Raw genomic sequence first — 13861 nt, forward strand, 5'->3', positions numbered from 1 at the left:
CGGTTCGAAAGGCGCGGCCCGGTCGGGCTGCGCCTTTTGTCATGACCGGAGAGAATCAGCGGGTGGACGCCTCTCGCACCCCCGCCGCCCCCGCTCCCGCCGCCCCGCCCGGCGGGCCCGGGCCCTGGCGGCCCGTACCGTCCGAGCCGGCTCCCGCGGCGGTGTCGCGGGTCCGGCGGGCCGCCGCGCCGGTGCTCACCCTGGCCGGGGCCGTGGCCGCGTTCGCGTACGTGGGCACCGTGGACCCGAACGAGCCCGGTCACTACCCGGTGTGCCCGCTGCTGCGGCTGACCGGGATCCTGTGTCCGGGCTGCGGCGGGCTCCGCAGCGCGCACGCCTTCGCCCACGGGGACCTGGCCGCGGCGCTCGGCGCCAATGCCGTGGCCGTCGCGGGCTACTTCGTCTTCGCCGGTTTCCTGGCCCTGTGGCTGGTGCGGGCCTTCGGCGGCCGTCCGGCGCCGCGGGTCGCGCTGCGGCCGGCGTACTGGTGGGGGATCGGGACGCTGGTGCTGCTGTTCTCGGTCGTCCGAAATCTCCCGTTTGGTTCCGCTCTCGCCCCGTGAAGCACGGCAGCCCTTGCGGGGAGCCATGGGAATGCCATATTCCGACTGTCCAGTCAATGGGAAACCGCGAAGTCAGTGCAGAGCGCGTAGAGAGCTGCGGATACCATTTGAGTGCTGACCTTGCAGTGGAACGTGTCTGCAAGGCGGCCGACCGTCATCAACCCGGAAGGGGGCCGCTCGCGTGAGTGTGCTCGACGAGATCATCGAAGGGGTCCGCGAAGACCTTGCCGAACGGCAGGCCCGCGTGAGCCTCGACGAGCTCAAGGAGCGTGCCGCCAAGGCGCCCCAGGCCAAGGACGGTGTCGCCGCCCTGCGTGGCGACAGCGTCAAGGTGATCTGCGAGGTCAAGCGCTCCAGCCCCTCCAAGGGCGCGCTGGCCGCGATCGCCGATCCGGCCGGGCTCGCCGCCGACTACGAGGCTGGCGGTGCGGCGGTCATCTCCGTCCTCACCGAACAGCGTCGCTTCGGAGGCTCGCTGGCCGACCTGGAGGCCGTCCGCGCCCGCGTCGACATCCCGATCCTGCGCAAGGACTTCATCGTCACGGCGTACCAGCTGTGGGAGGCCCGCGCCTACGGCGCCGACCTCGTGCTGCTGATCGTCGCGGCCCTGGAGCAGGAGGCCCTCGTCTCCCTCATCGAGCGGGCCGAGTCCATCGGCCTCACCCCGCTCGTGGAGGTCCACGACGAGGAGGAGATCGAGCGTGCCGTCGCCGCGGGCGCCAAGATCATCGGCGTCAACGCACGCAACCTCAAGGACCTCAAGGTCGACCGCTCCACCTTCGAGCGGATCGTCGGAGAGATCCCGCCCCACATCGTGAAGGTCGCCGAGTCCGGCATCCGCGGACCGCACGACCTGATCGCGTACGCCAACGAGGGCGCCGACGCCGTCCTCGTCGGAGAGTCCCTGGTCACCGGACGCGACCCGAAGGCGGCCGTCGCCGACCTCGTCGCCGCCGGAGCCCACCCCGCCCTGCGCCACGGCCGGAGCTGACCTTCCCATGCCTCCTTCCCGCCCCTCCGTCCGCACCCGACCGGGCCACGGCCCGGCCGGCGTGCCGACGGCGCACGCGCCCCTGGCGCGCGGCTGCCGCCCCCGCGGCTRCCGCGCCCCGGCCCGGCGCGTGCACGGCCGGCGGGTGCGGTACGTGATCGGCTCCGAGCCCGGTCAGGTCAACGGAATGCGATGGCGCGGCGGAGCCGCGCTGTAGACGACGGCCGCCCCGGCCCGGTACGCGAAGACGTGCCGGACGGGAGGTCGCGCACTGCCCCGTGCCCGAGCCCCAGGCTCCGGCGCGGGCCGGGCGTCCGCACGGCGGCGCACCTCCAGCGGGGTGCGCGGGCCGCGGACCTACGGCGCAATACGGTGCAACCAGCCCCCGTCGCGCATTTTCGTACACGTAGGAGTAGTGGCCATGTCCACCAGCTCGTTCTTCATCCCGGACCCGGAGGGTCACGTCCCGAACGCCGAGGGCTACTTCGGTGACTTCGGCGGCAAGTTCATCCCGGAGGCGCTGGTCGCCGCCGTGGACGAGGTCGCCGTCGAGTACGAGAAGGCCAAGGGCGACCCGGCCTTCGCCGCCGAGCTCAACGAGCTCATGGTCAACTACACGGGCCGGCCCAGCGCCCTCACCGAGGTGCCCCGCTTCGCCGAGCACGCGGGCGGCGCCCGGATCTTCCTCAAGCGCGAGGACCTCAACCACACCGGCTCGCACAAGATCAACAACGTGCTGGGCCAGGCGCTGCTCACCAAGCGCATGGGCAAGACCCGCGTCATCGCCGAGACCGGCGCCGGCCAGCACGGCGTGGCCACCGCCACCGCCTGCGCCCTCTTCGGCCTCGACTGCACCATCTACATGGGCGAGATCGACACCCAGCGCCAGGCCCTGAACGTGGCCCGCATGCGCATGCTCGGCGCCGAGGTCATCGCCGTGAAGTCGGGCTCGCGCACCCTCAAGGACGCCATCAACGAGGCGTTCCGCGACTGGGTCGCCAACGTCGAGGAGACCCACTACCTCTTCGGCACCGTCGCCGGACCGCACCCCTTCCCGGCCATGGTCCGCGACTTCCACCGCGTCATCGGCGTCGAGGCCCGCCGCCAGATCCTGGAGCGCGCGGGCCGCCTGCCCGACGCCGTCGCGGCCTGCGTCGGCGGCGGCTCCAACGCCATCGGCCTCTTCCACGCCTTCATCCCGGACGCCGACGTCCGCCTGGTCGGCTTCGAGCCCGCCGGACACGGCGTGGAGAGCGGCGAGCACGCGGCGACCCTGACCGCGGGCGAGCCCGGCATCCTGCACGGCTCCCGCTCCTACGTCCTCCAGGACGAGGAGGGCCAGATCACCGAGCCCTACTCGATCTCCGCCGGTCTGGACTACCCGGGCATCGGCCCCGAGCACTCCTACCTCAAGGACACCGGCCGCGGCGAGTACCGCGCGGTCACCGACGACGCCGCCATGCAGGCCCTGCGCCTGCTCTCCCGCACCGAGGGCATCATCCCGGCCATCGAGTCGGCGCACGCCCTCGCCGGAGCCCTCGACCTGGGCAAGGAGCTGGGCAAGGACGGCCTGATCGTGGTCAACCTGTCCGGCCGCGGCGACAAGGACATGGACACGGCCGCACGCTACTTCGGCCTGTACGACGGCACGTCCGAGAACGGGACCGAGGGGGAGAGCAAGTGAGCAACCAGGGCAACATCGAACTGCTGAGCGCCACCCTCGCGAAGGCGAAGTCCGAGGACCGCGCGGCCCTCGTCGCCTACCTCCCGGCCGGGTTCCCGACCGTCGACGGCGCCATCGAGGCCGCCAAGGCGATCATCGCGGGCGGCGCGGACGTCGTGGAGATCGGCCTGCCGCACAGCGACCCCGTCCTGGACGGCGCGGTCATCCAGACGGCCGACGACATCGCCCTGMGCGGCGGCGTCAAGATCGCCGACGTACTGCGGACCGTGCGCGAGACCTTCGAGGCCACCGGGGTCCCGATCCTCGTCATGACCTACTGGAACCCCATCGACCGCTACGGCATCGAGAGGTTCACCGCCGAGCTGGCGGCGGCGGGCGGCGCGGGCTGCATCCTGCCCGACCTGCCGGTCCAGGAGTCCGCGCTGTGGCGCGAGCACGCGGCGGAGCACGGTCTGGCGACCGTGTTCGTCGTGGCCCCCAGCAGCCGTGACGCGCGCCTGGCGACCATCACGGCCGCCGGTTCCGGCTTCGTCTACGCCGCCTCGCTCATGGGCGTCACCGGCACCCGCGAGTCCGTCGGCAACGAGGCCCAGGAGCTGGTGCGCCGCACCCGCACCACCACCGAGCTGCCGGTCTGCGTGGGTCTGGGCGTCTCCAACGCCGTCCAGGCCAAGCAGGTGGCGGGCTTCGCCGACGGCGTGATCGTCGGCTCGGCCTTCGTGAAGCTGCTGCTGGACGCGCCGGACGAGCAGGCCGGGCTGGCCGCCGTACGGGCCCTGGCGGGCGAGCTTGCGGAAGGCGTACGCAGGTCCTGACGCCGTGCGGGCCCCGACGGGGGTTCTGTAGCCCGATCGGGTGGAAACGGGAGCGGGGAGGCACGCGAGTGCCTCCCCGCTTCGTTTGGCCGAACGTGAGCGAGAAGAACGACGGTGCGAACCGCGATGCGACGACGAAACGATCGGCCCGGGAGCGACTCCAGCAGGAGCGCGAGCGGCAGAAGACCCGGGACAAGCGCAGGCGGACCCTCATCGTCTCGGCGGCGGTGGTCGGCGTACTCGGCCTGGCGGCCGTGGTCGGCCTGATCGCCGCCAACGCCGGGTCCGGGGACAAGTCCGCCAAGGCCGGTCCGGTGGCCGCGCCGTCGGGAGCCACCGGCAAGGACGCGCTCGCCATCCAGACCGGTCCGCCCGGGGCCAAGTCCCAGGTGACCGTCTGGGAGGACTTCCGCTGCCCCGCCTGCAAGGCCTTCGAGACCAACTACCGGGACACCATCCACGACCTTGAGTCCAGGGGGCTGCTCAAGGTCGAGTACCACCTCGTCACCCTGATCGACGGGAACATGGGCGGCAGCGGCTCGCTCAAGGGCGCCAACGCCGCCGCCTGTGCCCAGGACGCCGGAAAGTTCGCCGCCTACCACGACCTCCTCTTCCAGAACCAGCCGGAGGAGACCGACGACGCCTACGGCAAGAACGCCAGGCTGCTGGAGCTGGCCGGGAAGGTGGACGGGCTGGACACCGCCGCGTTCCGCTCCTGCGTGGAGGACGGCACGCACAACAGCTGGGTCGGCAAGTCGCACGGGGCCTTCGCGGCCGGCAAGTTCCGGGGCACCCCCACCGTCCTGCTCGACGGCAAGGACATCTTCGCCGACCAGGCCGATCCGCTCACCCCGCAGAAGCTGAAGGCGAAGGTCGAGGCCGCCGCCGGGGTGCCGAAGGGCAAGCCCTCCGGCTCGGCGTCGCCGTCGGCCGCCGCGTCCCCGTCGGCCTCGGCCTCGGGCAGGGCGTCCGGGTCGGGCGGCTCGAAGTCCCTGTCCAAGGGGGCAGCCCAGGAGTGACCGGCCGGCCTTCGCCGTGTGTGGTTTTGGTTTCAGCTTGCCGGGCGGGTTGCGGTCGGTACCGCCCGGCAGGGTAGCGTCATGTCTGCCATGACCCTTGCCTATATCCCCAGTCCGTCGACCGGCGTGATCCATCTCGGACCGATCCCGCTCCGCGGCTACGCGTTCTGCATCATCATCGGCGTCTTCGTCGCCGTCTGGCTCGGCAACAAGCGGTGGATCGCGCGCGGCGGAAAGCCGGGCACGGTCGCGGACATCGCCGTGTGGGCGGTGCCGTTCGGCCTTGTCGGCGGCCGCCTCTACCACGTGATCACCGACTACCAGCTCTACTTCGGCGAAGGCCGCGACTGGGTCGACGCCTTCAAGATCTGGGAAGGCGGCCTGGGCATCTGGGGCGCGATCGCGCTCGGCGCGGTCGGAGCCTGGATCGGCTGCCGGCTGCGCGGCATTCCGCTGCCCGCCTGGGCCGACGCCCTGGCCCCCGGCATCGCCATCGCCCAGGCCTTCGGCCGCTGGGGCAACTGGTTCAACCAGGAGCTCTACGGGCGCGCCACCGACCTGCCGTGGGCGCTGAAGATCAGCGATGGACCCAACCGGGTCGCCGGCACCTACCACCCGACCTTCCTCTACGAATCGCTGTGGTGCCTCGGCGTCGCCGTGCTGGTGATCTGGGCCGACCGCCGCTTCAGGCTCGGGCACGGCCGGGCCTTCGCCCTGTACGTGGCCGCGTACTGCCTGGGCCGCGGCTGGATCGAGTACATGCGGGTCGACGAGGCGCACCACATCTTCGGAGTGCGGCTGAACGTCTGGACCGCGATCGTGGTCTTCATCCTCGCGGTGGTCTACTTCGTCCTCTCGGCGAAGCTGCGGCCGGGCCGCGAGGAGGTCGTGGAACCGGAGACCGGTGCGGGTGCCTCCGGTGGTCCCGGTGAGGCGGCGGCGGGCGACGCCGAGGCCGGCGACGCCAAGACCGGCGACGCCAAGGCGGGCGACGCCAAGACCGGCGGCGACGCCGACGCGAAGGCCGTCCCCGCCGACGCCGTCCCGGCCGGGAGGGCGAAGGAGCCCGAGGGGGCCGTCAAGGCCGATCTGCGCAAGCCCGGCACCGGCACCGGTACCGGGGCCAAGGCCGAGGCCGAGGCCGACAAGAGCTGAACGGATCCCACCGGAGGGGGCGTCGCGCGGGCCGCGGCGCCCCCTCCGGCGTACCCGGGGTCAGCGCGTGTCCGCCCGGCGGGAGAGGGTCAGGGTGCGGTGGGCCGCGGCCACCACGGCGGGGTCCACGAAGCGGCCGTCGGGCAGGGCCAGGGCCCCCGGGGTGGCCCGGGCGGCGGTGACGATCTCCTCGGCGGCGGTGACCTCCTCGGGCCGGGGCAGGTAGGCCCCCTCGATCACCGGGAGCTGGCGGGGGTGGATCGCCGCCCGGCCGAGGAACCCGAGCGCCCGGCCGCGCGCGCAGGAGGCGGCCAGTGCCTCCAGGTCCCGGATGTCCGGGAACACCGACTGGGCCGGCGGGGCCAGCCCGGCCGCGCGGGCGGCGACCACCACCCGGGAGCGCGGCCAGTCCAGCCCGGCCTCCGCGGTGACGCCCAGGTCGGCCCGGAGATCGGCCTCGCCGAGGGTCAGCCCGTGCAGGGACGGGTGGGCGCGGGCGATCTCGTAGGCCCGCTCCACGGCCAGCGCGGACTCCAGCAGCGCGTACAGGGCCACCCCGCCCGCCCGGTCGGCGACCCGGCCGATCTGCTCGGGGGCGTCGATCTTCGGCAGCCGCAGTCCCGCGAGCCCGCGCAGCCGGACCAGCGCGGTGAGGTCGGCGCCCGCCCAGGGGGAGCCGAGCGCGTTGACGCGGACGTGGACGGGGACCGGGGGCCGCTCGGCGAGCAGCTCGGCGGTGGCCGCCCGGGCGTACTCCTTGCGGGAGGCCGATACCGAGTCCTCCAGGTCGACGATGACGGCGTCCGCCCCGCACCGCAGGGCCTTGGCCACCACCGCGGGGCGGTCCCCGGGGGCGTAGAGCCAGGTCAGGATCACAGTGCACGCTCCGTTCGGAGGGCGGCGATCTCGGCCCGGGTCAGGCCGAGCTCGGTCAGGACGGCATCGGTGTCGGCGCCGTGCGGGCGGCCCGCCCAGCGGATCCCGCCGGGGGTCGCCGACAGCCGGAAGAGGACGTTCTGCATGCGGACCGGGCCCAGCTCGGGGTCCTCGACCTCGGTGACCGTGTCCAGTGCGGCGAACTGCGGGTCGGCCATCACGTCCCGGACGTCGTAGACCGGGGCCACCGCCGCCTCGGCCTCCTCGAAGGCGGCGACCACCTCGTCGGCCTTGTGGCGGCCGATCCAGCCGCCGACCGCCTCGTCGAGGGCGTGCGCGTGGGCGGCCCGGCCGGAGCCGGTCGCGAACCAGGGCTCCGCGATCAGCTCCGGCCGGCCGACCAGGCGCAGCACCCGTTCGGCGACGGACTGCGCCGAGGTGGACACCGCCAGCCAGCGGCCGTCCGCGCTGCGGTAGGTGTTGCGGGGCGCGTTGTTGGTGGAACGGTTGCCGGTGCGCGGCTGGACGTAGCCGAGCTGGTCGTACCAGAGCGGGTGGGGGCCCAGCACGGTGAGGATCGGCTCGATGATCGCCAGGTCCACGACCTGCCCGCGGCCGGTGCGGTCCCGTCCGGCGAGCGCCGTCATCACGGCGTAGGCGGTGGTGAGCGCGGCGATCGAGTCGGCGAGGCCGAAGGGCGGCAGGGTGGGCGGGCCGTCCGGTTCGCCGGTGATCGCGGCGAAGCCGCTCATGGCTTCGGCGAGGGTGCCGAAGCCGGGTCGGTGGGCGTACGGGCCCCGCTGGCCGAACGCCGTGACGCGGGCCAGCACCAGGCGCGGGTTGGCGGCCGACAGCTCCGGCCAGCCCAGACCCCACTTCTCCAGGGTGCCGGGGCGGAAGTTCTCGACGACCACGTCGGCGGTGGCGGCCAGCCGCAGCAGGGTGTCCCGGCCGCCGGGGGTGGACAGGTCGAGGGTGATCGTCCGCTTGTTCCGCCCGAGCAGCTTCCACCACAGCCCGACGCCGTCCTTGGCGGGGCCGTGGCCGCGGGAGGGGTCGGGGCGGTCGGGGTGCTCGACCTTGACCACCTCGGCTCCGAAGTCCCCGAGCAGGGTGGCGGCGAGCGGCCCGGCGAAGAGGGTGGCGAGGTCGAGCACCCGGAGCCCTTCCAGCGGCCCGGGGGAGCGGGGTCCGGTCCCGGGGTCCCTCACAGGTCACCCCCGCCCCCGGGCCCGGGGCGGGCGGTGGTGTCCGGGCCGGCCCCGAAGCCGGGTCCGGCACCGCCGCCCGGGCCGGCCCCGGGCCCGGTCCCGGCCTCGCTTCCTGGACCGGGGGCCGCGTTGCGGGCCCGGGCCGGGTCGTGGTCCGGGGGTGGGGCCGTCGGCTGGTCGACCTCGGCGCGGGTCGGCATCGAGTCCTGGGCGCCGTGGCGCTGCACCGACAGGGCGGCCGCCCGGGAGGCCCAGTCCAGTGCCCGGGGCATCGGACGGCCCTCCCCGAGGGCCACGGCGAGGGCCCCCACGAAGGTGTCCCCGGCGGCGGTGGTGTCCACCGCCCGCACCCGGGGCGCCGGTACGGTCACCGGCTCCCGCCCGCGTGCCGCGTACAGGGCGCCGGCCGCGCCCAGGGTCACCACCACCTCCGGCACGTCGCGCAGCAGGGCCTCCGCCGCCCCGAGGGGATCGGTGAAGCCGGTGAGGGCCGCCGCCTCGTGCTCGTTCGGCACCAGGAGGTCGATCAGCTCCAGCAGTTCCCGCGGCAGCGGACGCGCGGGGGCCGGGGTGAGGACCGTACGGACCCCCTGCTCGCGGGCGGCCGCGGCGCCCGCGAGGACGGCCTCCAAGGGGAGTTCGAGCTGGAGCAGCAGGCAGTCGGCGGCTCCGATGCGGGAGGCGTCGCCCGCCTCCAGACCGGTGACGGTGCCGTTCGCGCCGGGGATGACGACGATGCTGTTGGCGCCCTCGTCGTCGACCGTGATGTGCGCCGTGCCGCTGGCCACCTCGACGGTGCGCAGCGCGGCCGTCTCGACCCCGGCGGCGGTGAGCGCGGAGCGCAGCCGTACGCCGAAGTCGTCCGTCCCGACGGCGCCGATCATCACCACCTCCCCGCCGAGGCGGGCGGCGGCCACCGCCTGGTTGGCGCCCTTGCCGCCGGGGACGGTGCGGAACTCCCGTCCGGTGACGGTCTCCCCGAGACGGGGTGCCTTGGGCACGTAGGCGACGAGGTCCATGTTCGTACTGCCGAGCACGGCGATGGCCGTCATGATCGGGCTGCCTCCTGGGCGGTGAGGTGGGCGAGGGTGTCGAAGCCGATGCCGTCGAAACCGGCGATGGTGGTGGCGAGTCRGTTCTTCAGGGGCGCCGTCCAGCGCTCCGGGATGCGGTCGGGGGACCCCGTCAGGATCCCCGCGACCGAGCCGGCCGTGGCGCCGTTGGAGTCGGTGTCCCAGCCGCCGGACACGGCCCGGCACACGGAGTGGGTGAAGTCCCCGTCGGCGTGGGTGAGGGCGGCGGCGATCAGGGCGGTGTTGGGGAGGGCGTGCACCCAGTGGTAGTGGCCGTAGCAGGCGTGCAGCCGGTCCACGACCCGGTCGAAGTCCGCCTCGTCGCGTGCGGTACGGATCCCGAAGCGGACGGCGTCGGCGAGGCGCGAGCGGGGCGGTACGACGGCCAGCCCGGCCCGGAGCGCGGTGTGCACGTCGCCCCGGCCGCCGGCGGCCTCGGCGATCGTCGCGGCGGTGAAGAGGGCGGCGTAGACGCCGTTGGCGGTGTGGGTGAGCGTGGCGTCCCGGTAGGCCTGTTCGGCGGCGGCGACCGGGTCACCGGGGTTGGTCCAGCCGTGCACGTCGGCGCGGATCAGGGCCCCGATCCACTCGCGGAAGGGGTTGTGGTGGGTGGCGGTCTCCGGGGGCTCCAGGCCGAGGAGGAGGTTGCGGTAGGCGACGCGTTCGGCGGTGAAGGCGCGGCCGGCCGGGAGCTCGTCGAGCCAGAGGCGGGCGAGGTCGGCGGTGGCGAAGGCCTTGCCGTGCCGCTGGAGCAGGAGGAGGCCGAGGAGGGGGTGGTCGAGGTCGTCGTCCTCGGGGACGCCGTCGATGTTCTCGGCGAGGGAGGTGGCGGCGGAGCGGCGGTTCCACGGGTGGGCGGCGAGGAGCTCCGCGGGGACGCCGCGGGCGGTGAACCAGTCGGCCAGCGGCCAGTTGCCGGTGGCGCGGGCGAGGGCGCGGAGACCGTCGAGGGGGAGCTTCTCGACGGGCTTGCCGAGCACACAGCCGACGGCCCGGCCGAGCCAGGCGGCCTCCAGCCTGCGGCGCAGCACGGGATCGGGCTCCGGCCGCGGGGTACCGGGCCCGGCGCCACCTGCCGGCCCGGGCCCCGCTTCCGGCCCGGGATCCGCTTCGGGCACAGGGGGTCGGTCCGCAGCGCTGGATGCCCGGTTCCGGGGGTGTGGGTCGGGGGGTGGGGTGGCCGGGGCYGCCGKYSCGGGACCCGCTTCCGGTCCGGGGGGCCGGTCCGGCGTGTGGGATGCCCGGTCTCGGGGGTGTGGGTCGGGGGGTGGGGTGGCCGGGGCCGCCGGTGCGGGACCCGCTTCCGGTCCGGGGGGCCGGTCCGCAGCGCTGGATGCCCGGTTCCGGGGGTGTGGGTCGGGGGGTGCCGGTGCGGGGGCCGTCGGCGGCCTGGGGCCGGCCGGACTCCGGTCCGGGGGCGGGGTCGTGGTGCCGGGGTGGACGGCGGAGTGCGGGACCCGGGGGGCCACCGGGCCGAGCGGGTCGCGGGCGTCCCGCCCGGTCGGCGCCCCGGGGGTTCCGGGGGTTCCGGGGTGGTCCGGTCGGCCGGCCCCGGGGGCCGGAGCCTGGCGGAACCCCGCCGCGCGGAACTCCCCGGTCCGGGACGCGGCTCGTGGTTCCTCCGGGGCGGGAGCCGGGGAGCCCGTGGGCGGGTCCGTGGGCCAGGTGGCGCGGATCGCCGGCCAGGCGGTGGGTTCCGTCGCGGCCGACGGGGCCGGAAGGGCGGCGAGTTCGTCCAGCAGCCGGGAGGCCAGGGCACGGAGTTCCGGCGGGGCCGGGGCGGGGGAGGCGCCGGCCCGCACGGGGGCCGGGTGGCCGCCCGCGGCCGTCCAGGCGCGCAGCACGGGCCCGGCGTCCCGGCCGTCCTCCGCGGCCTGCCGCAGCTCGTGCCCGATCAGGTCCTCGGGCTGCGCCCAGGTCAGCCGTACGGGGGCCACCCGGGCGCCGGCCCCGTGGCCGGGCGTGGCCGGGTCCCCGGCCGGGGACCCCGTCACCGCGGGGACGCGATGGCCGTGAAGGCCGTCTCGTGGGCGCGACGGCGGTCCCGGTCGCGGGCGAAGACCTCCCGGGCCACGGTCGCCAGCTCCGCGGCCGACGCGTGCAGGTCGAGGCGGCTGGCCTCGGCGACCCGCTTGGCCCACCCCTCGGGCACGGCCCCCGCACCGCCCAGCGCGCCCGCGATCGCGCCCGCCATGGTGGCGGTGGAGTCGCAGTCGCGGCCGTAGTTGACGGCGCCGAGGACGGCGGGCTCGTAGGCGCCGTCCGCGACGAGCAGCATGCCCAGGGCGACGGGGAGCTCCTCGATGGAGTGCAGCCGGGACGGCCGCCGGGCACCGAGGGAAGGCGCGCGGTAGTCCGGGCCGACCGAGTCGTACGGGGCCACCGCCTCCCGCAGCGGCGCCAGCGCCGACTCGAAGTCCCGGTGCCGCGCGGCGACTTCCCGTACGGCGGCGAGGGCGGCACGGGTGCCGTCCTTGGCCAGGGACAGGGCGGTCTCCACCACCGAGGCGGCGCTCGCGCCCGGTACGCAGGCCGCCGCCACCGCCGCCGCGAAGACGCCCGCCGCCTCCCGCCCGTACGAGGACTGGTGCGCGCCGGCGACGTCGAGGGCCTCGGCGTACGCGGCGGCCGGGTTGCCCGCGTTGACCAGTCCGACCGGTGCCATGTACATCGCCGCACCGCAGTTGACGATGTTGCCGGTGCCGGCCTCGCGGGGGTCGGCGTGCGCGTAGTGCAGCCGGGTCACGATCCACTTCTCGGCGAGGAACACCCGCTGGAGGGGCAGGGCCTCCGCCTCCAGTTCCGGGATCCAGCGGGGGACCGTCATCAGGTCCGGGACCAGGTGGTCGGCGACCGCGTACGCGTCCAGGTGGTCCCGGACGGTCGCGTACACCCGGACCAGGGCGTGGGTCATCAGGGTGTCGTCGGTGACGTGGCCGTCGCCCTTGTGGTACGGCGCGAGGGGGCGGGCGGTGCGCCAGTCCTCGTACCAGGGGCCGACGATGCCGTGCACGCGGCCGCCGTGCCGTTCCACGATCCGGTCGGGGGACCAGCCCTCCACGGGGCCGCCGAGCGCGTCGCCGACGGCGGCTCCGACGAGGGCCCCGGTGAACCGGTCCTCCAGTGTGAGCGTCATGTCCGAATCATCCCTTGGGTGAGGTGAGTTCCGTACGGGTGAGCAGGGCGGCCAGTTCGACGAGGTCGGTGCCGGCGAGGCGGGGCAGGGCGCAGCCGGAGAGGGTGCGGCAGGCCTCGCGCCAGGCGGCGGGGAGGGAATCGCCGCCGCCGAGGGCTCCGGTGAGGGCGCCCGCGAGGGCCGGGGCGGAGTCCGCGACGCGGGAGAGGCAGGCGGCGGCCGGGACCGCTTCGCAGACGCGGCCGCGGGCGGCGGTGGCGAGGGCGAGGGCGACGGGGACGGTCTCGGCGGCGGCGATGCCGTAGCTGTAGACGTGGTCCACGATCTGGTGTTCCAGGAGGGGGACGAGGGCGAACGCGCCGGCCTCGCCGTCGGTGCGGGCGAGTTCGACGGCGTGGCGGGCGTTGCGGCCGATCTCGGTGGCGGCGGGCAGCTGTTCGAGGGCGGCGTCGACGGCGGTGTCGGTGTCCGCCCCGGCGAGGGCGGTGGCGAGGGCGGCGGCCATGGCGCGGGCTCCGTGGACGCCGTCGCCGTCCTGGGTGTAGCGGGCGTCGAACTCGGCGAGGTCCGCGGCGGCCCGGGGGTCGCCGGGGTGGACCACGGCGAGCACGCAGGCGCGGACGCAGGCGGCGTCGTCGAAGTAGTGCGGGTTGTCGTGGCCGGTGGCGGGCGGGCGCAGGCCGGCGGCGAGGTTGCCGAGGCCGGCGCGGACGGAGATGCGGGCGCGCAGGGGGAGCACGGCGGACTCGACCTCGGGGGCGCGTTCCGCTGCCGCGGCGATTTCGGAGGCCAGGGCGTTCCAGGCGAGGTCGATGGCGGCGCGCATGCGGCGGGACCGGGAGAGGTCGCTGAGCAGCACCCCGGCGGCGGTGAGGACGGACTCGGCCGCGAAGGCGGCCCATTCGGCGTCGTCGGAGGGGCCGAGGCGGAGCGGCTCGGGGGGCTGGTTGAGGGCGATGGGGACGGGGAGGGTGGTGGTGGCGTTCTGCTCGGCGAAGGTGTCGAGCTCGCGGGTGAGGCGGCGGGTCCACTCGGGCATGCGGCTGGCGCGGTGGCGGGCGGCGGGCCAGCCGGCGGCGTCGCCCGCGGCGAGACCGAGGAGGAGTCCCTCGATCCGTCGCGGCGCGGGTGCCGGTGGAGGTCCGTCCGGGGTACGGGGCTCCGGGCGCGGGGCGTCGCCGGGCGGGGCGGGGGTGCGGGCGGGGGCGGAGGTTCCCCGCGCCCCGCCCGGTCCCGGACCCGGGGGCGGCCCCCCGGGTCCGGGACCGGGGGCCTCCCGGACCCGGACCCGCACGAACTCCGGCGGCGCCCCCCCGGCGTCGGGCCGCGGCCCGAGCC

At 75.4% G+C, this 13861-nt stretch carries 12 protein-coding genes and 1 pseudogene; 7 read left to right on the forward strand and 6 right to left on the reverse strand.

From position 1 onward, the window contains the following. The first annotated feature begins 41 nt into the window (after nucleotides 1-41). From AB4039_RS27670 to lgt, 7 genes are all read left to right on the forward strand, one after another. Complete coding sequence (locus AB4039_RS27670; RefSeq protein ID WP_442272070.1) at nucleotides 42-563, forward strand: DUF2752 domain-containing protein; 522 nt, start codon at nucleotides 42-44, stop codon at nucleotides 561-563. Between the two features lie 181 nt (nucleotides 564-744). Beyond that, nucleotides 745-1554, forward strand: coding sequence for an indole-3-glycerol phosphate synthase TrpC (gene trpC / locus AB4039_RS27675; RefSeq protein ID WP_266838533.1), 810 nt, complete (start codon nucleotides 745-747; stop codon nucleotides 1552-1554). 7 nt (nucleotides 1555-1561) lie between these two features. Beyond that, nucleotides 1562-1771, forward strand: coding sequence for a tryptophan biosynthesis modulator TrpM (trpM, locus tag AB4039_RS27680; RefSeq protein WP_442272071.1), 210 nt, complete (start codon nucleotides 1562-1564; stop codon nucleotides 1769-1771). A 204-nt stretch (nucleotides 1772-1975) separates the two neighbouring features. Continuing rightward, nucleotides 1976-3238, forward strand: a complete 1263-nt coding sequence (trpB, locus tag AB4039_RS27685; protein ID WP_266838531.1) for a tryptophan synthase subunit beta — start codon at nucleotides 1976-1978, stop codon at nucleotides 3236-3238. Beyond that, a complete protein-coding gene (trpA, locus tag AB4039_RS27690; protein WP_442272072.1) occupies nucleotides 3235-4053 on the forward strand; it encodes a tryptophan synthase subunit alpha in 819 nt (272 codons plus the stop codon). The genes trpB and trpA overlap by 4 nt, the downstream gene beginning before the upstream one ends. Nucleotides 4054-4148: 95 nt before the next feature. Next, a complete protein-coding gene (locus AB4039_RS27695; protein WP_266838529.1) occupies nucleotides 4149-5072 on the forward strand; it encodes a thioredoxin domain-containing protein in 924 nt (307 codons plus the stop codon). Between the two features lie 90 nt (nucleotides 5073-5162). Further along, a complete protein-coding gene (gene lgt, locus AB4039_RS27700; protein ID WP_266838528.1) occupies nucleotides 5163-6227 on the forward strand; it encodes a prolipoprotein diacylglyceryl transferase in 1065 nt (354 codons plus the stop codon). A 60-nt stretch (nucleotides 6228-6287) separates the two neighbouring features. On the opposite strand, the gene AB4039_RS27705 is transcribed toward lgt, so the two are convergent. The 6 genes and pseudogenes from AB4039_RS27705 to AB4039_RS27730 all read right to left on the reverse strand — a co-directional run bounded on the left by AB4039_RS27705 (nucleotide 6288) and on the right by AB4039_RS27730 (nucleotide 13817). Further along, the gene (locus tag AB4039_RS27705) at nucleotides 6288-7103 is read right to left on the reverse strand and encodes an HpcH/HpaI aldolase/citrate lyase family protein (RefSeq protein WP_266838527.1); all 816 of its coding nucleotides are present in this window, start codon (nucleotides 7101-7103) and stop codon (nucleotides 6288-6290) included. Continuing rightward, nucleotides 7100-8314, reverse strand: coding sequence for a CoA transferase (locus AB4039_RS27710; protein ID WP_266838526.1), 1215 nt, complete (start codon nucleotides 8312-8314; stop codon nucleotides 7100-7102). The genes AB4039_RS27705 and AB4039_RS27710 overlap by 4 nt, the downstream gene beginning before the upstream one ends. 176 nt (nucleotides 8315-8490) lie before the next feature. After that, nucleotides 8491-9366 (reverse strand): annotated as a pseudogene (gene rbsK / locus AB4039_RS27715) (ribokinase); the annotation flags it as partial. Beyond that, nucleotides 9363-11063 carry an ADP-ribosylglycohydrolase family protein gene (locus AB4039_RS27720; protein WP_442272074.1) on the reverse strand — a complete coding sequence of 567 codons (1701 nt, stop codon included), beginning with the start codon at nucleotides 11061-11063 and terminating at the stop codon, nucleotides 9363-9365. The pseudogene rbsK and the gene AB4039_RS27720, both read right to left, overlap by 4 nt. A 314-nt stretch (nucleotides 11064-11377) precedes the next feature. Beyond that, the gene (locus tag AB4039_RS27725; protein WP_442272073.1) at nucleotides 11378-12523 is read right to left on the reverse strand and encodes an ADP-ribosylglycohydrolase family protein; all 1146 of its coding nucleotides are present in this window, start codon (nucleotides 12521-12523) and stop codon (nucleotides 11378-11380) included. A 7-nt stretch (nucleotides 12524-12530) separates the two neighbouring features. Then, on the reverse strand, nucleotides 12531-13817 hold the full coding sequence (locus tag AB4039_RS27730) for an ADP-ribosylglycohydrolase family protein (protein ID WP_442272075.1): 1287 nt from the start codon (nucleotides 13815-13817) through the stop codon (nucleotides 12531-12533). Nucleotides 13818-13861 lie beyond the last annotated feature (44 nt).

Source organism: Streptomyces sp. M-16 (assembly GCF_052114405.1).
Taxonomy (GTDB): domain Bacteria; phylum Actinomycetota; class Actinomycetes; order Streptomycetales; family Streptomycetaceae; genus Streptomyces.

Bases quoted from the DNA above. Each gene is read 5' to 3' on its own strand.
- AB4039_RS27670 (WP_442272070.1), top strand. From the start codon at position 42: ATGACCGGAGAGAATCAGCGGGTGGACGCCTCTCGCACCCCCGCCGCC.
- trpB (WP_266838531.1), top strand. From the start codon at position 1,976: ATGTCCACCAGCTCGTTCTTCATCCCGGACCCGGAGGGTCACGTCCCG.
- lgt (WP_266838528.1), top strand. From the start codon at position 5,163: ATGACCCTTGCCTATATCCCCAGTCCGTCGACCGGCGTGATCCATCTC.
- AB4039_RS27725 (WP_442272073.1), bottom strand. From the start codon at position 12,523: ATGACGCTCACACTGGAGGACCGGTTCACCGGGGCCCTCGTCGGAGCC.